We start from the raw sequence: 21,921 nt of genomic DNA, 5'->3' as shown, positions 1-21,921 counted from the left end.
GCAAGGTGACGCCTGAAAGTTCAACCACCTAACCGAAGGCTTCCGCGTCCGAGCCGTGCGAACCGCTACGGAACCCAGCACGGGTGACGGAATCCAAGCCGGGTGGAGGCCGATGGGGAAGATTTGATCGTACAAGTCGGCAGGTACGCCTTCGGGGGAGTGGCTCTGGTTCCCCTTGCTTGAATGACGGCACCCCGTGCCGCTGGAGTCGTCTGTCTTGACCGATCGTTCACCCCGCTTTCTCCGCCTGGCAGCCCTTCTGGTCACGGTCAGCCTGGGCCTGAGCAGCCTTGAGGCCCAGGCCCAGGCGGGTCGGCCGGCCAGTCGGCCTGTCGGCCGGCCCACCGTTTCGGTGCCGAACTTCAAGAACACCGTCACCCAGCGGACCTGGTGGTGGCAGGGTCCGGTGGCGGAAGATCTGGCGGCGATGCTCGCCAACGAACTGCAGGCCACCGGCGATCTGCAGGTGGTGGAGCGCAGCAACCTCAAGGAGGTGCTCTCCGAACAGGAGCTCACCGAGCTCGGCATCGTCCGCAAGGGCTCGAACGCGGCCCAGAAGGGTCAGATGACCGGCGCCCGCTACATCGTGCTGGGCACTGTCTCCTCCTACGACTCCAACGTGGAGAACAAGAGCACAGGCAGCAACTTCGGCCTGCTCGGTTTCCGCACCAACAAGGAGCAGGTCGAAACCAAGGATTATGTGGCGATCGACATCCGCGTCGTCGACAGCAGCACCGGCGAGGTGGTGGGGCGCCGCACCGTGGAGGGCCGGGCCACCAACACCGCCGAAGCCAGAGAACAAGGCGTCAGCCTGTTGCCGGCGGCGGTCGGCGCCTTGCTGCTGGCCCCGAACATGGGCACCACCGGACAGGTGCTCACCGGCGCCGCCGGCACCTTGAACTTCGGCTCCAACACGGCCCAGTCGCAGCGGACTCCCGCCGCCAAGGCCATCCGCGCCGCCCTGATCGATGCCTCCAGCTATGTGAGCTGCCTGCTGGCGCCCCGGGGCGACTGCATGGCCAGCTTCGATGCCCAGGACCGGGAGCGACGCCAGCGCACCGGCGAGTCCCTGAAGCTGGAGTGAGCCGGGGATCGGCTCAGAAGGGGATCGGCATCTCAACCGACGCCGGCAAGGGCGCACAGCTCGGCACCCGCTCCGCCACCACCCGGCCGATCACCACGATGGCCGGCGATTCGAAGCCCTCAGCCTCCACCCGGTCGGCCAGGTCGCCGAGGCTGGCCACCAGCTCCCGCTGACCCCGCACCGTTCCCTGCTGGACAACGGCGACAGGGGTGGCTGGATCCAGACCGCCGGCCATCAGTTCCTCGCCGATCCGACGCAGGTTGTGCAGGCCCATGTAGATCACCAGCCCGTCGCTGCTGCGGGCCAGACCACGCCAGTCGACGGCCGGGCGGACCTTGTCGAGCTCTTCGTGGCCGGTCACGAAGGTGACGCTTGAGCCGGCCCGGCGATGGGTGATCGGTATCCCCATGTAGGCGGGCGCCGCGATTCCGGCGGTGACACCCGGCACCACCTCCACGGGCACCCCAGCGGCCACCAGATGGGCGGCCTCTTCGCCGCCGCGGCCGAACAGGAACGGGTCGCCGCCCTTGAGCCGCACGATGCAGCGGCAACGCTGGGCCAGCTCCACCAGCACGGCGTTGGTGCTGGGCTGGGGAACCGAGTGGTGGCCCCGGCGCTTGCCGACGAAATGCCGTTCGCAGCCTTCTGGGGTGAGATCGAGCAGGGCCCGGGGCACCAGCGCGTCATGGACGAGGGCATCGCACTGGCTCAGCAGGCGGTGGGCCTTGAGGGTGAGCAGCTCAGGATCCCCTGGTCCGGCCCCCACCAGGTAGACCTTGCCGGTCATGGCAGCGCCTCCAGCTCGCGCACCAACAGCTGCCGGAACCGGGGCCTCTCCACCAACGGCATTCCGAGCTGCTCGGGAAGGCTTTCGGTGAGCCGGTTGGCCGCCAGGGCCAGGGGCAGGGCACCGGGATGGATCGCCAGTTTGATCTCCTGCAGATCTGCCGCAGTGTATGGAGTGGGCAGGCAGCGCGCCTGGGTGACCGACTGGAGATGGACGAGATAGCGGGCACCCGGGCCATCCTCAAGCGGATGATGCAGCAGCAGGGGTGCCCCGGGGCCGGAGTCCGCGGAACCGTCTTGCACCTGAACCATGGCGGCCAGTTCGGCAGCCAGGGCCCGCTGCCAGCTCGGCCAGGCGCCAAGAAAGGGCAGGCGGCGCACGGGGCCGTGGGCACGCCAGGCGGTGGCGATGGCGGGCACGTCGATGCGGACGTGGCTGCCGGGCAGCAGGAACAGCGGCACCAGGGTGAGCCAGGGCTGGAGGTCCGCGGATCCAGCCGGGGTGCCGAAGCTGGCCGGGGATGGCGGCGCCTGAGCCGTGAGGGCCTGGATCCGCACCGGCCGGCCCCGCAGCCGCTCCAGTTCGCTCGCCAGGTTCTGCAGTTCCCCGGGAATCACACCGCCGGCCCGGCCGTGCACGATCAGCAGCAGCGGGCTGGGGGGCAGGGCCGCCCAACGGCGGCGCAGCCGTTGCCCCACCAGCGGATCCAGGGGGCGGCGGGTGAGGGGGAACAGGGCCCAGCGCCCCCGGGGCAGCCTGGCCAGCAGATCAACGGCCTGGCTTGCCAGCTGGGGCTGGAGGTCGCCCGCCAGTCTCAACAGCTGCCGGCGGAGGGCCGCCAGCGGCCAGGCGCTCAACCCCAGCGCCAGGCCCTCCAGAGCTGCCCGGCGCAGCGGCAGGGGGCCGGCCTCCAGGCTCAGCCGGGCAAGCAGGGGATAGTCGATGGGATCGCGCTGATGGCCCAGCAACGGGAGCAAGGGCAACCGCTGCTCCGGGGCGGTGCGCTCGTTCACGGCCTGGCGCAGCAGGGCGGCCGACCGGGGTGTGCGGACGCGACCGATCAACGGCAGCAAGTCAGGGTCACCGACCGTGGCCAGCCACCAGGCCAGCAGCCGATCACTGCCGGCTCCGTCAAGGCGCCCTGCCAGGACGGCCAGCAGATCGACTGCCGGCTCAAGCTGGCCCCGTTCGAGGGCCTCAATCCAGACGCCGCAATCCGGGTTGTCCTGGCGACGCAGCCGCTGCAGCCAGGGCCAGCGCTCCGGGCTCCCCGGTGGCGGCAGCGCGGCGGGAACCAGCAAGCGTTCCAGGGGTGAGGGTGCTGCCACGCGCTGTGGGACAGCCGGTGATGTCCAGGATGGCACCGCCGCCGACCACGGCGGGATCAGCTGATCGACGCGTAGCCGTTGATACGTTTTCTCCGGTTTCTGTGTTCGGCCCGGGCAGCGGCTTAGCAAGGAAGAAGCCAACCCCTCCCTGCGGAACCGGCGATGCAAGCCACCGTGACACCAGCCAGACCCAGCCGGAGCGCCGGCGGTTCGAACCCGGCGCGACGCCCGGCGCCCGAGGGGGCCTCCCAGGCGGAAGCGATGCTCAGCTGCACCGATCGCAAACAGCAGCAACTCGTCTTCCAGTTGGTGCGCCAATTGGCCGAGGCCCAGTTCAGGCGGGCCGACCCGGTGTTGAGCGCGCGGCTCTGGCAGGAAGTGCTGGCCCTGGAGATCGACCCGGAGCGGATCACCCGCCTGCTCTACGGAGGCCAGGATCCCGAAGACCGCCAGGCCCTGGCCGCGCTGGATCCGGCCGCTCCCCCGCTCCCGACCAGTCCCCCGAGCCGGTCCCGCTGGGCCTGGCTCGGGAGAGCAGCAGTCAGACCCCTGGGCGGCGGCGGGCCCCGAAACGCTCCACCAGCAGCGTTTCGAGCACATCGGACAGCTGGCTGAGCGGTATGGGCTTGTCGTGCAGTTCGCCGAGACGCGGCTCCGCCGCCATCGAGCCACCCAGGAAGATCTTGGCCGCTTCCACCATCTGACCATCCAGGCGCGCCTTGGCCCCCATCAGACCGATCTCGCCCATGTACGGCTGGCCGCAGGCGTTGGGACAGCCGGTCCAGTGGGTGCGGACGGCCTGGGGCAGCTCCAGGCGCCGTTCCAGTTCCTCCACAACCGCCTGGGCCGTGCTTTTGGTGGGGATCAGGGCAAAGCTGCAGTAACGGTTGCCGGTGCAGCTCACGGCCTCGGCCTCCAGGGGGCCGGGTTCGACCCTGAACCGCTGCAGCAACGGCTCCGCCAACAGGGCCTCCAACCGCTCACCGGGAACATCGCAGATCAGCACGTTCTGGCTTTCGCTGAAGCGCAGCTGGCCGCTGCCGTAGATGCGGGCCAATCGGGACAGCAGCGCCATGCCGGAGGCCTCCAGACGCCCCATCGGCACATGCAGACCCACCCAGTGGAGGCCGTCCTGCCTCTGGGCATGGACACCGCAGATGTCGCGGGGGGCCCGGTCCACCAGGTGGGAGCCGTCGTGGCGTGACACCGCCGCCGCTGCCGCCGCACCGGCGAACTCGCCATAGGTGTCGAGCACCTCGTTGCGGTAACGCTCGATGCCGAGGGCATCGATCAGATACATCAGGCGGGTCTTGTTGCGGTTGCTGCGATCCCCCTGGCGCTCGTAGTGACGCAGCACCGCGAGGCTGAACTCTGGCAGCTGATCGCCGCGCAGCCAGAGGCCGAGCGGGATGGCCAGGGTGTTGCGCTGGGCCGAGAAGAACCCGCCGACCAGAACGGTGAAACCCAGTTCAGCGCTCTGGTCACCGTCCCGGTGGGCGGGCAGGAAGGCCAGATCGTTGTGAAGCAGGAAGCTGTCGGGGGCGCCACCCACCGCCACATTGAACTTGCGCGGCAGATTCTTCGGGCCTTCCGGGCCGAGCAGAACATCCTGAATGGCATCCACGAGCGGCCGGGTGTCCACGAACTCCTCGGGGTCGATCCCGGCCAGGGGATTGCCGGTGACGTTGCGGGGGTTGTCGTGACCCGACTGCCGACTGGTCAGCCCCACGGCTGCCATCGCAGTCACCAGGGGGCCCATGTCTTCGAGCAGAAGTCCCCGCAGCTGAAGGTTCTGGCGGGTGGTGATGTCGGCACTGCCATGGTCGCCGCAGCGGTCCACCGCCTCGGCCAGCACATCCAGCTGATCCGCCTGGATCAGCCCGTTCGGGAGCCGCAGCCGCACCATGAACCGGCCGGGGGTCACCGGCCTGAAAAAGATGCCCAGCCATTTCAGATGGATGGTGAGGGTGGCTTCATCGAGGGATTCCCAGCCGGCCTGGCCCAGCTCCGCCAGCCTCGGCTCCAGAGCCAACCCGCAGAAATCGGCCTTGGCCTGCTCCACCTTGGAGCGCTTGGAGGAGGCCACCAGGGGGGTCGCTTCAGGCGAAGACTGACTGAGCGGCATGATGGTTCCAGCGCTTCACATTCCTGCCACACTCTCGCCTGTCCCCCCGCTTCCTTGTTGCAACCACTACCTGAGATCGGGGCTCAGCAGGCCAGCCCAGCCGCCCGGCGTCAACCGGTGATGGCGGCCGATGCCCTGCGTTTCCGGGAGCTGCTGGCCAAGGTCGGCAGTGGCGAACACACCAGCACCGGCCTGAACAGGATCGAGGCTCGAGCGGCCATGGATCTGATGCTGCAGGGGGAAGTGATGGATGCCCAGCTCGGCGCCTTCCTGATCGCCCACCGCATCCGGCGACCTGCTCCGATCGAGCTCAGCGGCATGCTCGACAGCTACCGCGCCCATGGTCCGGTGCTGCGCACCCCCGGTCGGCGGGCCCTCTGCTTCGGGGTTCCCTACGACGGCCGCAGCCGCACCGCGCCGCTGCTGCCGCTGCTGGCATTGCTGCTGGCGGCCGCCGGCCAGCCCGTGGTGCTCCATGGCGGCTCACCGATGCCGGTGAAATACGGCGTCACCCTGGCCGAGGCGTTCGCGGCCCTGGGGATCGACTGGCGAAACCTCAGCCTGACCGCAGTGCAGCGGCGCCTTGACACCCACAACCTCGCCCTCACCCACCAGCCCGCCCACTTCCCTGCCGCCGAACGGCTGCTGCCGGTGCGCGACGCCATCGGCAAACGGCCACCGGTGGCCAGCCTGGAGCTGCTCTGGACGCCCCACCAGGGAGAGCACCTGCTGATCAGCGGCTTCGTTCACCCTCCCACCGAGAGCCGGGCCTGGGAGGCCCTTGCCACGGCGGGCGAAGCCGATCTGCTGACGGTGAAGGGGCTGGAGGGCTCCACGGATCTGCCCACATCCCGCGCCGGCATCACCGCCCGGGTGCGCAGCGGTGTGGTGAGCCGTCTCCTGCTCCATCCCCGCGACCACGGCATCACCTGCCAGGAGGTCGGCTGGGTCAGCCTCGACCAATGGCGCCAGGATGCCCTGGCCGCCCTGGGCGGGGAGGGCCCCCTGGCCGAAGGCCTGCTCTGGAACCTGGGCGCCTACCTCTGGCTGGCCGACCAGGCCGGCAGCCTCCAGGCAGGCCTGGATCTGGCCCGGGCCCTCCTGCATGCCCGCAGTGGTGAAAAGCTGCGCCAGGAGCTGGCGCGATGAACCGGCACAGCCACTGCTTCGGCTTCGAGGCGGACTTCGTCGGCGAGCTGCGCTGCATCCCGATGGCCGTGCGCCGCAAGCTCGATCTGGCCGGTGTGAAGCTCAGGCTCAACCACTGGCAGGGTCTGTCGGTGGCCGAACGGGAACGCCTGCTGGGCTGGCCCGATCAGCCCGCGGCGATCGCAGCCCTGGGGCACTGGTTGATCGAGCGCACCGCAGCGATGCCTCAGGGGCAGGCCAGCCTGCTGGAGCCGGCACGGGCGACCAGCTGGCAGCAGGGCGACCAGGTGCCCACGGTGCTGGCCGATTCCTGTGAACAACTGGCGCTGATGCCGGTGTCAGCCGAGGCCTGGGCGGCACTCGATGAGTTGCAGCGCTTTGCCCTGATCAAGCTGAGCCACCCGGGCCACGAGCACCGCAACCTGCCCGGCGCCCTGCGGGAGTTCGGACTGAACGGTTCGTGAACCCACGTGATCGGATCGGTTGGTAACAACCGCCACGCTCGACGAACCTTTCACCGTGGTGACATAACAGGGTTGGTCAGCTTTTGCGCCATCCGAATTCTCACCGGCTCGGTGCGCTTCGTTGTGGAGCCCGTCCGGATCGCGTTCTGCGCATCCAGATCCCCCGCACCACCGGATTTCATGGCGAATCTTTCCCGTCGCAAGTTTCTGATCACCGCTGCCGGCACCACGGCAGGTGCGCTCTGGCTCAGTGCCTGCGGCGGCAACAAGTCCACCACCACCACCACCACTCCGGCCACGGGGGCTGCAGGGGGCGCTGATCCGGAGGTCAAGACCGCCACGCTCGGCTTCATCGCCCTCACCGACTCCGCTCCGCTGATCATCGCCAAGGAGAAGGGATTCTTCGCCAAACACGGCATGCCCGAGGTGAAGGTGGTCAAGCAGACCTCCTGGGCAGCCACCCGCGACAACCTGGAACTCGGGGCCGAACGCGGCGGCGTCGACGGCGCCCACATCCTCTCGCCGATGCCGCTGTTGCTCACAGCCGGAACGATCACCAAGTCGAGCCAACCGCTGCCGATGGTGACCCTGGCGCGGTTGAATCTGCAGGGCCAGGGCATCTCCGCCTCCAAGGATTTCCTGCCCGAAAAACTCACCATCGACAACAAGGCAGGGCTCGGATCAGCCGTGGCGGCCGCTGCCGCAAAAGGCAAGAAGTTCAAGGCGGCGGTGACCTTCCCCGGCGGCACCCACGACCTCTGGATGCGCTACTGGCTGGCGGCCAACGGCATCGATCCCAATACGAACGCCGACCTGGTGGTGATCCCGCCGCCGCAGATGGTGGCGAACATGCAGACCGGCACGATGGACAGCTTCTGCGTGGGTGAGCCCTGGAACGAGCGGCTCGTCAACAAGAAGCTGGGCTTCACCGTGGCCCAGACCGGCGAGCTCTGGAAACTCCATCCTGAGAAGGCCTTCTCGATGCGCGCCGACTGGGTGGAGAAGAACCCCATGGCCACCCAGGCCCTGCTCAAGGGCGTGCTGGAAGCACAGATCTGGTGCGATGATCCCGCCAATCTCGAGGAGATGTGCACGATCCTCGCCAAAGACAAATACATCAAGGCCACGGTCGAAGACATCAAGCCCCGCCTGGCCGGTGATGTGGACTATGGCGATGGCCGGGTGGTGAAGGACAGCCCGTTCAAGATGCGCTTCTGGGCCGATGGTGCCTCCTTCCCCTACAAGAGCCATGACCAGTGGTTCGTGGTCGAAGACATCCGCTGGGGTTATCTGCCGGCCAGCACGGATATCGATGCGCTGGTGAACAAGGTGAACCGGGCTGATCTGTGGAAGGAGGCCGCCAGGGCGATCGGCCAGGAGCAGGCCATCCCCGCCTCCGATTCCAGGGGCAAGGAAACCTTCTTTGATGGCGTGGTCTTCGACCCCGAGGATCCAAAAGGCTATCTCGACAGCCTCAAGATCAAAGCCCTGGCCTGAGTCCAGACCCAACACCATGACCCTCATCGCCAGCGCCGGAAAGCGGCCAAGATCCCGCCGCACGGCTCTTCTCAAAGGGGTGATGCCCTATCTGGCCTGCATCGGCGCCTTCCTGCTGGCCTGGCAAGTGCTCTCAGGAGTGCTCGGCACGGCACGGCTGCCGGGGCCGATCAACGTGGTGATCGACACCTGGGACCCCTACATCAGCCAACCGTTCTTCGACGATGGCGGCACCAGCAAGGGGCTGGGCTGGCAGATCCTCATCTCCCTGCAGCGAGTCGGCATCGGCTACAGCCTCTCGGCGCTGGTGGGGATCGCGATCGGCGGGCTGCTCGGCCTGAATCGCTTCATCGGCAAGGGATTCGATCCCGTCATTCAGGTGCTCCGGACCGTGCCGCCACTGGCCTGGTTCCCGATCGCGCTGATGCTGTTTCAGGACGCCAACACCTCAGCCGTTTTCGTGATCTTCATCACGGCGATCTGGCCGATCATCATCAATACGGCCGTTGGGATCAGGGAGATCCCTCAGGATTACACCAATGTGTCCCGGGTGCTGAGGCTGAGCAAAGCCGCCTACATCCGCGAGATCGTGATCCCTTCCACCGTTCCCTATGTGTTCACGGGTCTGCGCATCGCCATCGGCCTGGCCTGGCTGGCGATCGTGGCTGCAGAAATGCTCAAAGCCGATGGTGGAATCGGCTACTTCATCTGGGATGCCTACAACGCCGGTGGTGATTCCAGTGCCAGCCAGATCATCCTGGCGATCGTCTACGTCGGCATCGTGGGCCTGATTCTCGACCGGCTGGTTGCCTATGTCGGCAGCCGCGTGAACACCGGAGCGCACTGAAACCATGCGAGCCCTGTTCACGGTCGACAACGTCACCCAGAGCTTTCCGCTTCAGGGAGGCGGCAGCTACATCGCCCTGAAGGATGTTTTTCTCGACATCGCCGAAGGCGAGTTCGTCTCCCTGGTGGGCCACTCCGGCTGTGGAAAATCAACGCTGCTCAACCTGCTGGCCGGCCTGACCCAGGCCACGGAGGGCGGAATCCTGATGGCGGGCCGTCAGGTCACCGATCCGGGGCCGGATCGGATGGTGGTGTTTCAGAACTATTCGCTGCTCCCCTGGAAAACGGTGCGCCAGAACATCGCCCTGGCCGTCGACAACGTGATGGCTTCGAGCAGCAGAGCCGAGCGGCAATCGATCATCGAGCACCACATCAACCTGGTGGGACTCAAGGCGGCGGCCGATCAGTTCCCCGCCCAGATCTCCGGGGGCATGAAGCAGCGCGTGGCCATTGCCCGCGCCCTGGCGCTCCGCCCCAAGTTGCTGCTTCTCGATGAGCCGTTCGGCGCCCTCGACGCCCTTACCCGCGGCAACCTGCAGGAACAGTTGATGCGCATCTGCGAAGAGGCCAAGGTCACCACGGTGATGGTCACCCACGACGTGGATGAGGCGTTGCTGCTCTCCGATCGGATCGTGCTGATGACCAACGGTCCGGAGGCCTACATCGGCCAGATCATGGAGGTCGATCTGCCCCGGCCCCGCACCCATCTTTCTGCGGCGGCCCATCCCACCTACTACGCCCAGCGGGGAGAGGTGGTTCAGTTCCTCAACCAGCAGCGGCTGGCCCGGCGCCAGCGCCTCAACCCCGCCACCGCCATTGCCGCCAACCGGCTGGAGAAGGTGAATCTGGAGATCGGTTTCATCCCGCTTACCGATTGCGCCCCCCTGGTGGTGGCCCAGGAGCGGGGTTTCTTCGCCAAACACGGCCTCGACCAGGTGACTCTGCGCCGCGAAACGAACTGGAAGACCCTCGAAACAAACGTGCGCCAGAAGGTGCTCGATGCGGGCCAGATGGTGGCGGGGATGCCCTTCGCCATGACGCTCGGTGGCGGCGGGCAGCCACCTGCGCCGATGATCTCGGCGCTCACCCTCTCGCGCAACGGAAATGCAATCACCTTGCATCGCCGCTTTGCCGAGGCCGGGGTGCACAGCCTGGCCGACCTGAAGGACTGGACCGTTGCCAACCCTGGCCGCAGGCCTGTGCTGGCGATGGTGCATCCCGCCTCGATGCACAACCTGATCCTGCGGGCCTGGCTGGCCTCCGGCGGCCTTGAACCCGGCCGTGATGTGGAACTGATCGTGATCCCGCCGCCCCAGATGGTGGCCACGCTGAAGGCCGGCAGCATCGATGGCTTCTGTGTCGGGGAACCCTGGAACAGCCGCGCCGTTCAGGAGGGGCTGGGCACGGTGATCGCCACCGACCGGGAGCTCTGGAACGGCCACTGCGAAAAGGTGCTCGGTGTCCGTGAAGACTGGGCCGCCGCCCATCCGCTCACCCACCAGGCCCTGATTCAGGCTCTGATCGAAGCCTGCCGCTACTGCGACGAACCCGCCAATCGCGCCGATCTCTGCGAGCTGCTGGCCCGCAGGGAGTACGTGGGCGCCGAGGCTGCCCTGCTGCGGCCCGGCCTGATCGGCCCGTTCGACCGGGGGTTCGCAGAGCCGCAGCCCATTCCGGAGTTCATCCGCTTCTACGGGGCCCAGATCAACCCACCCGACCGCAGCGACGCGGTCTGGATCCTCACCCAGCTGGCCCGCTGGGGCATCAGCCCCTTCCCGCTCAACTGGGAGGAGGTGATCGAGCGGGTGCAACGCCCCGACCTCTACGCCACAGCCGCCGAGTCGCTGGGGCTGCCGATCGAGAGCCGGGCCCCCAGGGGGCTGCAGCCGTTCGGCGCGCCACTGCTCGACCCCGGCGACCCGCTGGGCTACCTCGAGGCGCTCGGCGGCAACGGTGCGATCAGCCGCCGAACGGTGGCCTTACCACCCAGAGCCGGCCCATTGCCGGTCTCCCCGTCCTCCCCTCACCGCTGAATCGCCACGCCCATGCAGACCCAGACCGCCAAGGCGCCGCTGGCCGAACAGACCCGGGAACCCTTCCTGGTGATCGATGGCGTCTCGAAGGTGTATCCCACCAAGGCGGGGCCGTACACCGTGCTCGACAACATTCAGCTCAGCGTTGCCGAGTGTGAGTTCGTCTGTCTGATCGGCCATTCCGGTTGCGGCAAATCCACCCTGCTCGACATGGTGTCTGGATTCCGCCAGCCCAGCAGCGGCCAGGTGCGGCTGGAGTCCAGGGCGATCGAGGAACCGGGGCCGGATCGCATGGTGGTGTTCCAGAACTATTCGCTGCTGCCCTGGTTGAGCGCCTACGACAACATCGCCCTGGCGGTGAACAATGTGTTCCCGGAGCTGAAGCGCAATGGCCAGGCCCGGCAGCTGGTGGAGCAGAGCCTGGCCATGGTGGGGCTCACTGAAGCGGCCCACAAAAAGCCGGCGAGCCTGTCGGGGGGGATGAAGCAGCGGGTGTCGATTGCCCGGGCCCTGGCCCTGAAGCCCAAGGTTCTGGTGCTCGATGAGCCGTTCGGCGCCCTCGATCCGATCACCCGGGAGGAACTGCAGGAAGAGCTGCTGCGGATCTGGGCCGACCACAGGGTGACGGTGCTGATGATCACCCACGACATCGACGAGGCCCTGTTTCTGGCCGACCGGATCGTGATGATGACCAACGGCCCATCCGCCACGATCGGCGAGGTGCTGGAGCTGCCGTTTGCGCGCCCACGGGATCGGGCCCGCCTGATGGAGCAGCCGGAGTACTTCGATCTGCGCAATCGCGCCCTCGATTTCCTTTACCGCCGCTACGCCCACGACGACGAATGAGCGGCGAGTGAGCGGCGGGCGGCTCAGGCCTGGGCGGGCTCCAGGTTCACCGCCGCCGCCTTCAATTCAGGCTGCCTGGAGATCGGGCAGGCCAGGGCATGCATCAGCCGGTTGGCTTCGCAGGCATCGGCCTGGGCGGCGCCCCAGTGCATCGGCAGGAACACGGTGCCGGGCCGGATGCGATCGGTGACCAGCACCTTCGCTGTGAGGCGGCCCCGCCGCGAGCTCACCAGGGCCCAGGCGCCGTTCGCCAGGCCGTAGCGGCTGGCATCGCCGGGATTGACCTCCAGCAGCGGTTCCGGATGTTGGCGGCGCACCCGCTCCACATGGGCGGTGCGGGTCATGGTGTGCCAGTGGCCGAGGTAGCGGCCCACGGTGAGCACCAGCGGGTAGGTGGCATCGGGCGGTTCGCCCAGCCCCAGCGGCTGCTCGGCGATCAGCCGCGCCCGGCCGCTGGCGGTGGGGAAGCGGCCCTCGGTGTGCAGGCGTGGCTGGCCGCCGCCGGGGGCGGTGCCGGCCGGGAACGGCCACTGCTGGGGGCCGTGTTCGGCCAGCAGCCGGTGGCTGAGGCCGCTGTGGTCGCAGATGCGGCCGGCGGTGATCGCGGCGAATTCGGCGTACACCTCAGCGCTGGAGCCGTAGCTGAAGGCCTGGGGATGGCCGAGGCGCCGGCCGATCTCGGCGAACACGGCCCAATCGGCGCGGGCCTGGCCCGGCGCCGGCCGGAAGGCCGCACAGAGGGTGACGCGCCGCTCGGAATTGGTCATCACCCCGGCCTTCTCACTCCACTGGGCGGCCGGCAGCACCAGGTGGGCCACCGCCTCGGTTTCGCTGCCGGCATACGCCTCCGACAGCACCACCAGCGGGCAGCGGGCCACGGCCGCCCGCACCCGATCCAGAGAGGGCAGGCTCACCAGCGGATTGGTGGCCGCCACCCACCACAGGCCCAGCTCGCCGCGCTCCATCGCTTCGATCTGTCCCCAGACATCCAGGCCCGGCTGCGCGGCGATGGCACCGGCGGCGAAGCCCCAGTGGCGCTCCAGTTCGGCGCGGTGGGCGGCATCGGCCACGAAGCGGTAGCCGGGCAGCAGGGGCGCCAGCCCGCCCGCCTCCCGGCCACCCATGGCATTGGGCTGGCCGGTGAGCGAGAAGGGGCCGGCACCGGGGCGGCCGATCTGGCCGGTGAGCAGGTGCAGGTTGATGATCCCCGACACCGTGGCGGTGCCCTCCACGCTCTGGTTCACCCCCATCGACCAGAGGCTGAGCAGGGCGCGGCTGCGGCCCCAGAGCGCGGCGAGCATCTGCAGTTGCTGCTCCTCGATGCCGCAGAGGGCGCACACCCGTTCGGGTGTCCAGCCCTCCAGCAGGGCGGCCAGCTCGGAATAACCCTCGGTGGAGGCGGCAATGAACGCCGCATCGAACTGGCCCCATTGGAGCAGCAGGTGGCCGATGCCGTGCAGCAGCACCAGATCGGTGCCGGGCTGAATCGCCAGATACAGATCAGCGACGTCCGCGGTGGCGGTGTGGCGTGGATCAATCACGATCAGCTGCAGGGCTGCCTTCTCCTTGCGTTTGCGCTTGAGCAGCCGCTGAAACAGCACCGGATGACAGTCGGCGGTGTTGGTGCCGATCAACATCACGGTGTCGCAACTGTCGAAGTCGTCGTAGCAGCAGGGGGGGCCATCGCTGCCGAGGCTGCGGGCGTATCCCGACACCGCCGAACTCATGCAGAGGCGCGAGTTGGCATCGAAGTTGTTGCTGCCCAGGGCGCCTTTGAACAGCTTCTGGGCCAGGTAATAGTCTTCGGTCAGGAACTGACCGGAGCCGTACATCGCCAGGGCCGCCGGCCCGCGTTCGGCCAGCACCTGCTCCATCTGCGCCACGATGCGGCTGAGGGCTTCATTCCAGCTGATCGGCCGCAGAGGTTGATCGATCCGCTCACGGAACAGCGGTGTGGAGAGGCGGTTGTGGTGCAGGGTTTCCCCCACCGTGGCCCCCTTCACGCACACCTGCCCCAGGGAAGAGGGATGCTGCCGGTCGCCCCGCACCGTCCAGGGATCCTGGCCGCCAGGCGCCGCCGCAACGGTCGCCACCGCCGGTTTGAGCTCAAGGCCGCAACCCACGCCGCAGTAGGGGCATTGGGCGCGGGCAGGATGGAGCACTCAACAGGTCGCAGACAACCGCTCGCGATCACCGCTGGCCAGACGCTCCAGCCGGCGAAAGCCAACAACCAACTTTAGGGCACCTCGAAAAATCTACGTCGCTCCCTGACAGACTTTGAAATAAGCAATAGAATTGGTTCAGTTCAATACAGCTGAATGGGACAGCGTGGATTCTGGGATGAGGAGAAGCGCATCCACAGGCTTCAGCAGAAGAAGCCTACGTTAGCGACCCTATCCGAGACGATTCCTTGGGAAGCCTTCAGGCCCCTGCTGGAGCAGGGTTACAGCCATGAACGGAAGAGCAATGCTGGCAGGAAACGGATTGATCCGCTCATCCTCTTCAAGATGCTGGTGCTTCAGCAGCTGTTCAACCTCAGCGATGAAGAGCTGGAATTCCAGGTCAATGACAGACGCTCATTCGAGGAATTTGTCGGACTGGGAGTGATGAACACCATTCCTGATGCCACCACGATTGCCTTCTTCCGCGAGCGTCTCCGCAAGGCGGGCGTTATCGATGAGCTCTTTGACCGGTTCGAGGAGCACCTGCGGTCCGAGGGACTGGAGGCCCGTGGAGGGCAGATCATCGATGCGACACTGGTCCCTGTTCCCAAACAGCGAAACTCAAGGGAGGAGAACAAGACCATTAAGGATGGAGCCATCCCAGAGAAGTGGCTGAACAAGCCAAACCGACTGCGCCAAAAGGACACTGACGCCCGCTGGGTCAAGAAGAATGGCATCAGCCATTACGGATACAAGAACAGCATATGCATTGATGCCACTCACGGCTTCATTCGAAGATTTTCCATTACCCCAGCCAACATTCACGACAGCCAGATGCTTACACAGGTGCTAGACCCTGAGAACAGGGATGACTTCGTCTGGGCTGATTCTGGCTACGCCGGCGTGCGGTATGAGGATCTGCTGGATATGGCTGGTTTTGAGAGCAGAATTCATGAAAAGGGCTCACGCTGCCATCCATTGAGCGAAGAAGCCCAGGAGCGCAACAAGGCACGATCTAGTGTGCGGGCAAGGGTTGAGCACGTCTTTGGTGCAATCACAACTTGGATGCGCGGCAAGCTGACGAGGCGGATTGGATTGGCCAGAACGAGAGCTTGGTGGGGACTGCGTAATCTGACTTACAACTTTCTTCGATACCTGCATAGCAACTCAAAGGCAACGCCGGCCTCCTGATCATTCGACAGGGAGATAAACGACTCGACTTAAAGTAATTGATGCCAGTCGTCAGGAGCATCTGCACGTGCAGAGGATTTCCTTGCAGCGTCTCAATATTGCCTCAAAAGTGGCAATATTTCGAGGTTCCCTTTAACGAAGACGGCCTTCAGCCAGGCCTTGCAGCTGGGGCCCTCCTGCTGGATTTCCTCTGCGCCCCAGGGAACCGGCAGCCCACTGACGAGCAAATCATTGCTGGGCCCCAGCCAGAGCGACTGGCGGAATCCCCTTTGCCGTGTGCGGCTGCAGATCGAGGAGTTCATTCGCAGCGCGGGGAACATCGGCGCTTGATGTATGGATCTGGAAGGCCCCTTGGCTCCTTGTTGATCTTCCATTCCAGAGCTGGTGCCAAGAATTGCTGGGCCCAAAAATTGCCTGGACACTATGACGCGGAGACGCCGATGGCTCAACATCAGCAAAGGCCCTATGCTGGAAAGGATCAGGACTTCTCGCCAAGAAGCCTTCTGACTCTTATGCGGCAACAAGCACCTGGAGGGAGGTAGATATCGGACCTGCATATGTGCAGCTTGAGGGTCTACAAGGCCATTGAATATCCCAGCAGGAGTAAGGGAATGGACCGAGGCAAAGAGCTGCGGTCCTTTCCGGTGAAATCGGATCAAGCATCATGAATTAGAATGGAGTCGCAATCCATGTTGACATTCCTCGAATCTTGTTTTAAGATGTATCGAGACATGCTAAATCTAACATAGCCATCAGATTAAAGATTAGACATGACATCCGAGGATCGCAACCGACGCATGAAGTGGGGGCACAATGTCCCCCGTTGGTGGATATCCGACTTCAATATGACTCATCGTGATGACACCAAGGAGAGTGATTCTATAAATTCTAGAGCTGAGCAACCCACCGGAACAAGTGGCGATGAGCTTGCAAAGAGCGCAAATGTGCAACTCTTTCGTAAGCGACTATTTAATCTTCAGAACAACTGGTCTGAGTCCCAACGACAACAATCCACTTCACCGAAGTCAAGAATACCAAGCCCTGAGACATCCGAGAAATACCGATTGAAACGAAATGCGAGACGAAGAATACGTGAAGAGCAAACCAGCCGACTCAATCGTGATATACGAAGACTTCAAGCAGTATTCGCGATACTGATTATATTGACTGGGCTTCTCTTCGGTGGACTTCAAGGGTTGCTTGTAGGCACCGGAATCGGCGTACTAATCATGTCACAACGCCTTAAGCTATAGCATGTCTTGGGAAAACACTCCTCTTGGAGTTTTAAGAAGCGTGAATCAGAGGGCGCGACTGGAACCAATGATCAGCACCTGCTGTTTCTACTGGGCTCAAAGCTGGAAGCTTTTTCTCAGATGAGAATATGTCTTTTGCAAGCTAATGCTTGACGTGCATCTTGCGGTTGCAACTTATGGGTGATTCAAATCAGTTCTTCGTCTAGTGCAACGAGCTGCGACTTCGCTGATCTCGTCATCTTCGCCCTCCAACATCAAGATGCAGCGGACGAGAATTGGATTTCTCTTCAAAGTCCCAGAATGCCGCCCGCCGCTGATCTTGAACGTTCAGGCCCAAATAAACAACCACAGCTACTCGTGAGATTCAAACCGCGCCTACGTTTGCTGTTGGTTGTCTTCGCAGGCTTCGCCCTGCTTACAAGCGGCATCTACCTGCTCATGCCATTGCAAGGAGCCATCGGTACGGGCCTCTCGTTCATCCTTCTTCCAGGTGTCGCGATGTACTCGGCACTCAACGGGTCACTGTTGTTTGGTGCTGGCTTCGGCCCGTTTGGCAACGGCTTGATCATCGTGATTGGCTCGGCTGCAGCATGGACTTCGCTGGTCGTGGCGTTCTGTGGGGCCCCAGGTCGCCAATGATCTGTGCATCGACTGAGACGTATTCGACGACGCGGTTGTGGCGTCTGCGTTGCTCTGGGCTGGTTCAGGGCAGATGAGCGGCAGGCTGCCGCCGCCTGAATTCACTCCAGCAGGGTCACCGCATCTCCCACCGCCACGGCGCCGGGCTGCAGCACCGACAGCAGGACCCCCGCCACCACCCTGTTGTGGCGGGCTGTGGCGCGCAGGATCTCGATCTGCTCGGGGATGGCCCCCTGCGCCAAGGTGGTGACCACGCAGCGGGGACAGCCCTGCTCCACCTTCAGCTCCAGGCTGGCGCCCAGGCGCAGCCGGCGGCCGATCCAGCCCTCCTCCACGAAGCCGCTGGCCCCGCCCGCAGCGGCGATCAGCAGGTTGGGGCGGAACCGCTCCACCGCGAAATCCAGCTGGGGCTCAAGCTGGCGCAACCGCTCCAGGCTGGCGGTGCTGATGGCGTGAATCGGGCTGGAATCGAAGAAGGTGCCGGCCGGCATCACCAGTTCGTTCACAACATCCTGAAAGGCCCGCTGCTCGATCGGGGGCCAGTACTGATCCAGGCTGGCCCCCTCGGGTGGTCGGTCCAGCAGGCTGACGCGGCGATCGAACCAGCCGGAGAGGGTGGTGTTGATGGCTGGATCACTGCTGAGGATGGCTTCTGATCCCGCCGCTTCGATCCGCACCGGCGGCGGCGGCGCCTCCGGCAGGGGCATGGCCTCGAAGCGGGCCCTGCAGCCCAGCAGGCCCCGCCACAAGCGCGGATTCTTGGCGCTGGCCACTCGATCGGTGGCGTGATCCCAGAGGGCATAGGCCCGGTCGCCGCAGAGGCCGCGCTCGGTGACGGGAACCTGCTGCAGCGACTCCCCCAGCATCGACTTGACCGGATAACGCCACAGCGCCTCAACCAGGCCCACCAGCTGGCCGCTCATCGCTCCACCAGCCGCAGCGAATCCTCGGTGAGCCGCGGTAGCAGCTGCACCAGGTTGCAGGGGCGGGTGTCGCCATCGAGCTGGGCGCGGATCAGGCGGTCCCAGGCCGTGGTCACGGCATCCAGCGATCCCGGCAGCACGAACAGCACCGTACCGTTGGCCACCCCGGCCAGGCAGCGGCTCTGGAGGCTGCTGGTGCCGATCGTCTCGAAGGAGAGCACCCGGAACAGCTCGCCGAACCCCTCGATCGTCTTGTCGAGCAGCGGACGCACCGCCTCCGGCGTGCCGTCCCGGCCGGTCAGCCCGGTGCCGCCGGTGCTGATCACCACCTGAACGGCGGGATCGGCGATCCAGCCGCTCACCACCGCACGGATGGCGTAGCGGTTGTCGGCCACGAGTTGGCGGTCCTGCAACCGATGGCCCGCCTCACCCAGCCGGTCGAGCAGACGATCACCGGAAGGGTCAGCCAGACCAGGGTCGGCGCTGCGCCGATCGGAAACGGTGAGCAGGGCTATCGCAAGGCTCAAGGGCAGCAATCACGATTCACTGGCAGGAGCCTAGGGAGGCCGTCAACAGAGCAGGATCGGCGCCAGCTGGGTCTGCTGCCACTGCTTGTTCAGCCGCTCGGTGACCAGGGGGATCAGCCTGAGCCGCAGTGGCCGCCCTGCCCCGACCTCCACCCGCAACGCTGAGTAGGGCCGCCGCAGCCGTGCCCCCTGGCCGCTGCGGCCGACGAACAGCTCGGAGCGGGCCAGGGTGGCCGGCTGCCCGCCGACGCTGCCGCCCAGATCGGCGCCCTCCGGCCGTTGACGGCGCAGGCTGTAGCCACTGCCGCCACAGATCACCCAGGGGATGTGGGCATCACCGTGGCCGGTGGCGCCGGTGCGGAGCACCTCCAGGCAATGGGCGTGGCCCATCAGCACCAGGCTGAGCAGCGGTTGGCGCGGGTCACGGTCATCGGGACCAAGCTCGGCCGCCACCTGATCGAGCACCTGGCGAAGCCGGTGCCGCACCGCCAGGGTCTGCCCCTGAAACCACTTGGTGGCTTCCGTGACATAGGGCGGATGGTGAAGCACCAGGACCCTGCCCCGCACCGCCGGATTGCGCCAGGACGCCACCAGCCGATCCTTCAGCCAGCCCAGCTGTTCATGGTCGACCGTCTGGGCCGCCTCATCACGGTCCAGCTGCTTCTCGATGTCGTTGAGCTGCTCCTCGATCGCCTCCAGCTCTCCGGCCAGGTCATCGGCCCTGTCGCCTTGATCATCCGGATCGAGGGAAGCCGTCCAGCTGCCCCCGAGGGAGAGGCGCAAGCGGGTTCGCTCCAGGATCAATCGCTGCCGCAGGGCGCCCAGTTCGGCCTGGCCGGCCGCTGGATCCGAGCGGGGTCCGGCCAGGGGCTGATTGAAGGTGTTGGAATCCAGCGCAAAGACATCCAGCCCGGCCACCCTGAAGCTGTAATAGCGATTGGGCAGGCGGGTGAATCGGGAAGGCCGGTAGCTGAGGCAGCGCTCCCCATCCAGCTCACTGGCGTAGCACTGATCAAGGTGGTTGCCCAGCTCACTTTCCGGGAGGTGCTGGAGAACATCGAGAAATGCGCAGGCATAGGCTTCGCCGCGGCGGGATCCATGCCAGCCGACATCCAGATCGAGCAGGGGGCTCAACAGCTGCCTGAGCGGGGCGGTCAGACCGGAGAGCAGCCCCAGGGGTGGAGGCAGATCGTAGTAGTCGTGGTTGCCGAGAACCGGAAAGAAGGGAGTGTTGAAAATCATCCGGTCGTAGGCGATGCGATCGGGATGATCGCCATCCACCAACCATTCGCGGTAGGGAACAATGAAGTTGTTGCGATATTGCTCGCTGGAGCCAACCTGATACACCACATCGCCGGTGTGCAGGATGAAGCTCGCCCCCTGGCCGTGGCGGAGCATCAATTCAGCCACCTGACGCTGGGGCCGCTGGCGGCGATGCCGACCCGTGCCGCTGTCCCCCAGCACCAGAAAGGCAAAGGCCGCATCAGCATCGAGCCCCGAATCAAACACCAACCGCGTCTGATCGATCTGCCGGGAGGTGATTGCAGGATGCCGCCAGCGCACCCGCTCCTTCATGCAGCCGATCTTGACGGCAATCGAAGGCTCGATGGTCCAACCCATGGGTTCAGATCCCGACCAGCGGCGTGAAGACAGTGAGACTGGCGGGCAAGCACTCGAAGGTGATCGGGTTGGCTTCCACGATCTCCCCATCGATCACCAGGAGCTGCGGTGGATTGGTCAGGATGCGAATCGTGGAAGCGCGGAAGCAAAGCAGATCATCGCGGTCGGTGGGGGACTGAACGATCGCCGAAGCCGCCAGTGAGGCCAGCGCATTCAAACCCTGCAGGCGGTTGGCGGGGGTGCCGATCGTCACTTCCAGCTGTCCATCATCGGGAATCACCTGACCGAATCCCTGGGCCAGCACGGAGGTGGGTGGCGCCACATTCGCCACGGTGATCGCCACGGCCTGAAGGTCGATTCGTCTGCCGTCGATGTCGAGGGTGGCCTCGAAGGCAGCCTGATTGGCCAGCTGCTGGGCACCGGCCAGCACATAGGCGAGCAGGCCAAGCAGATTCTTGAGTTCCCGGGTGGCACGGTTCACCATCCCCGCCTCAAAGCCCAGGCCGGCCAGCAGGATCATCGGCATCGAATTGCACCGGGCCGCGTCGATCACCCGGCTGTGGCCCGCCAGGATCGTGTTGCAGGCGCCCCGCAGATCGATGGGGATGCCGAGTGCCTGGGAAAACGCATTGGCGGTGCCCCGCGGAATGATCCCGATCGGGATGCCGGTGCCGATCACGGCACCAGCCACCGCCGACACCGTTCCATCGCCTCCCGAAGCCAGGATCATCGTGGTGCCGGGATCACTCTCGGGCTGGGCCTGAATCGTGGCGACAATGGCGCGAGCCTGATCGGCGGGATCCAGATCAGGCTTGGTGATCACCACATTCAGGAGAATCTGGGGCTCCAGAATCGAGCGGATCATCGCCAGCTCCTGCTGGGAGTTGCCCTGGCCAGCCACCGGATTGAAGATCAGATAGGCGATCCGGCTGTGGGCCAATCCACGCATCGCCAGGTCGGCGGTGGCTTCATTGAGGGCCAGGGGCGTGTTCTCGATCGCACAGGCCCTGATCAGCAGGAGCAGATCGGCGGTGGCGTGAAGAAAGGCCTCGGCGCTCACGAAATAGATGATCGCCGACAGCTCAGCCGCCATCACCCTGGCGGCCAGCTCGATATCACCGCCGGCTTCGAGTGGCTTCAGTTCCGCCAGCTCCAGAGACGCCGTCCGCCCGTCAAGTCGAAACGACCGGGCCAGCTCCGGCGTGGTGATGACCTGGAAAGCGGCCAGGGCAGGCTTGTACTGACCCACCCAGGTGAGCAGGGCTTCCAGCTCGGATGGATGGGCCAGCAGGGCGAGGGTCTGGGACATCGCGCCTGGAAGCGGCCTTCATGGTGGATGGCCCTGATCCTATGGAGCAGAGGCCGGCTCAGCCAAGCCAGATTTCTTTCCCGAACCAGGAGGAGGGGCCACTGCTGCTGCTGCTGCTGTTGCTGCTGCGCCTCTCCG

At 65.5% G+C, this 21,921-nt stretch carries 18 protein-coding genes; 10 read left to right on the top strand and 8 right to left on the bottom strand.

The window, feature by feature from the left end; all coding sequences use genetic code 11:
- Positions 1 to 217: 217 nt before the first annotated feature.
- On the top strand, positions 218 to 1,084 hold the full coding sequence (locus ACXMDY_RS12610; protein ID WP_259702718.1) for a CsgG/HfaB family protein: 867 nt from the start codon (positions 218 to 220) through the stop codon (positions 1,082 to 1,084).
- 13 nt (positions 1,085 to 1,097) lie between these two features.
- Here the strand turns inward: ACXMDY_RS12610 and cobA are convergent, their stop codons facing one another.
- Both cobA and ACXMDY_RS12600 read right to left on the bottom strand, forming a co-directional pair.
- Positions 1,098 to 1,871 carry a uroporphyrinogen-III C-methyltransferase gene (gene cobA, locus ACXMDY_RS12605; protein ID WP_259702717.1) on the bottom strand — a complete coding sequence of 258 codons (774 nt, stop codon included), beginning with the start codon at positions 1,869 to 1,871 and terminating at the stop codon, positions 1,098 to 1,100.
- Positions 1,868 to 3,199: a CbiX/SirB N-terminal domain-containing protein gene (locus tag ACXMDY_RS12600; protein WP_259702716.1), complete on the bottom strand. Its 1,332-nt coding sequence runs from the start codon at positions 3,197 to 3,199 to the stop codon at positions 1,868 to 1,870. Before ACXMDY_RS12600 ends, cobA begins: the two co-directional genes overlap by 4 nt.
- Positions 3,200 to 3,361: 162 nt before the next feature.
- Here ACXMDY_RS12600 and ACXMDY_RS12595 point away from each other — a divergent pair, with 162 nt between their 5' ends.
- Positions 3,362 to 3,814: a hypothetical protein gene (locus ACXMDY_RS12595; protein ID WP_259702715.1), complete on the top strand. Its 453-nt coding sequence runs from the start codon at positions 3,362 to 3,364 to the stop codon at positions 3,812 to 3,814.
- Here the strand turns inward: ACXMDY_RS12595 and ACXMDY_RS12590 are convergent.
- Positions 3,741 to 5,324: a ferredoxin--nitrite reductase gene (locus tag ACXMDY_RS12590; protein WP_399242406.1), complete on the bottom strand. Its 1,584-nt coding sequence runs from the start codon at positions 5,322 to 5,324 to the stop codon at positions 3,741 to 3,743. The genes ACXMDY_RS12595 and ACXMDY_RS12590 overlap by 74 nt on opposite strands.
- Positions 5,325 to 5,444: 120 nt before the next feature.
- Here ACXMDY_RS12590 and ACXMDY_RS12585 point away from each other — a divergent pair, with 120 nt between their 5' ends.
- The 6 genes from ACXMDY_RS12585 (at position 5,445) to ACXMDY_RS12560 (ending at position 12,159) form a co-directional block, all read left to right on the top strand.
- Positions 5,445 to 6,473 carry an anthranilate phosphoribosyltransferase gene (locus ACXMDY_RS12585; protein ID WP_259702752.1) on the top strand — a complete coding sequence of 343 codons (1,029 nt, stop codon included), beginning with the start codon at positions 5,445 to 5,447 and terminating at the stop codon, positions 6,471 to 6,473.
- Complete coding sequence (locus tag ACXMDY_RS12580; RefSeq protein ID WP_259702713.1) at positions 6,470 to 6,937, top strand: nitrate reductase associated protein; 468 nt, start codon at positions 6,470 to 6,472, stop codon at positions 6,935 to 6,937. The genes ACXMDY_RS12585 and ACXMDY_RS12580 overlap by 4 nt, the downstream gene beginning before the upstream one ends.
- Positions 6,938 to 7,117: 180 nt before the next feature.
- Positions 7,118 to 8,434 (top strand): CmpA/NrtA family ABC transporter substrate-binding protein, encoded by a 1,317-nt coding sequence (locus ACXMDY_RS12575; RefSeq protein ID WP_259702712.1) that lies wholly within the window; start codon positions 7,118 to 7,120, stop codon positions 8,432 to 8,434.
- A 16-nt stretch (positions 8,435 to 8,450) separates the two neighbouring features.
- The gene (gene ntrB / locus ACXMDY_RS12570; RefSeq protein ID WP_259702711.1) at positions 8,451 to 9,281 is read left to right on the top strand and encodes a nitrate ABC transporter permease; all 831 of its coding nucleotides are present in this window, start codon (positions 8,451 to 8,453) and stop codon (positions 9,279 to 9,281) included.
- Positions 9,282 to 9,285: 4 nt separating this feature from the next.
- Positions 9,286 to 11,313: an ABC transporter ATP-binding/substrate-binding protein gene (locus ACXMDY_RS12565; RefSeq protein WP_259702710.1), complete on the top strand. Its 2,028-nt coding sequence runs from the start codon at positions 9,286 to 9,288 to the stop codon at positions 11,311 to 11,313.
- Positions 11,314 to 11,325: 12 nt separating this feature from the next.
- Positions 11,326 to 12,159, top strand: a complete 834-nt coding sequence (locus ACXMDY_RS12560) for a nitrate ABC transporter ATP-binding protein (RefSeq protein ID WP_259702709.1) — start codon at positions 11,326 to 11,328, stop codon at positions 12,157 to 12,159.
- Between the two features lie 23 nt (positions 12,160 to 12,182).
- Here ACXMDY_RS12560 and ACXMDY_RS12555 read toward each other — a convergent pair whose 3' ends face one another.
- Positions 12,183 to 14,321, bottom strand: coding sequence for a molybdopterin oxidoreductase family protein (locus ACXMDY_RS12555; RefSeq protein ID WP_259702708.1), 2,139 nt, complete (start codon positions 14,319 to 14,321; stop codon positions 12,183 to 12,185).
- Positions 14,322 to 14,477: 156 nt separating this feature from the next.
- Here ACXMDY_RS12555 and ACXMDY_RS12550 point away from each other — a divergent pair, with 156 nt between their 5' ends.
- Positions 14,478 to 15,512 (top strand): IS5 family transposase, encoded by a 1,035-nt coding sequence (locus ACXMDY_RS12550; RefSeq protein WP_457767360.1) that lies wholly within the window; start codon positions 14,478 to 14,480, stop codon positions 15,510 to 15,512.
- A 1,640-nt stretch (positions 15,513 to 17,152) separates the two neighbouring features.
- Positions 17,153 to 17,404: a hypothetical protein gene (locus tag ACXMDY_RS12545; RefSeq protein ID WP_259702680.1), complete on the top strand. Its 252-nt coding sequence runs from the start codon at positions 17,153 to 17,155 to the stop codon at positions 17,402 to 17,404.
- Positions 17,405 to 17,505: 101 nt separating this feature from the next.
- Here the strand turns inward: ACXMDY_RS12545 and ACXMDY_RS12540 are convergent, their stop codons facing one another.
- Genes ACXMDY_RS12540 through ACXMDY_RS12525 form a run of 4 tightly spaced genes read right to left on the bottom strand, consistent with a single transcriptional unit; the run spans position 17,506 to position 21,783 of the window.
- Positions 17,506 to 18,327 carry an MOSC domain-containing protein gene (locus ACXMDY_RS12540; RefSeq protein WP_259702681.1) on the bottom strand — a complete coding sequence of 274 codons (822 nt, stop codon included), beginning with the start codon at positions 18,325 to 18,327 and terminating at the stop codon, positions 17,506 to 17,508.
- Positions 18,324 to 18,854: a molybdenum cofactor biosynthesis protein B gene (moaB, locus tag ACXMDY_RS12535; RefSeq protein ID WP_259702682.1), complete on the bottom strand. Its 531-nt coding sequence runs from the start codon at positions 18,852 to 18,854 to the stop codon at positions 18,324 to 18,326. Before moaB ends, ACXMDY_RS12540 begins: the two co-directional genes overlap by 4 nt.
- Positions 18,855 to 18,896: 42 nt before the next feature.
- Entirely contained in the window at positions 18,897 to 20,474 is a 1,578-nt protein-coding gene (locus tag ACXMDY_RS12530; RefSeq protein WP_259702683.1) for a metallophosphoesterase family protein, read from the bottom strand.
- Between the two features lie 4 nt (positions 20,475 to 20,478).
- Positions 20,479 to 21,783 carry a YegS/Rv2252/BmrU family lipid kinase gene (locus ACXMDY_RS12525; protein WP_259702684.1) on the bottom strand — a complete coding sequence of 435 codons (1,305 nt, stop codon included), beginning with the start codon at positions 21,781 to 21,783 and terminating at the stop codon, positions 20,479 to 20,481.
- Between the last annotated feature and the right edge of the window lie 138 nt (positions 21,784 to 21,921).

It is taken from the genome of Cyanobium sp. ULC082, from assembly GCF_977927535.1.
Note: the sequence above shows the minus strand (reverse complement) of the source record. Positions and strands in the feature narration are given on the sequence as shown.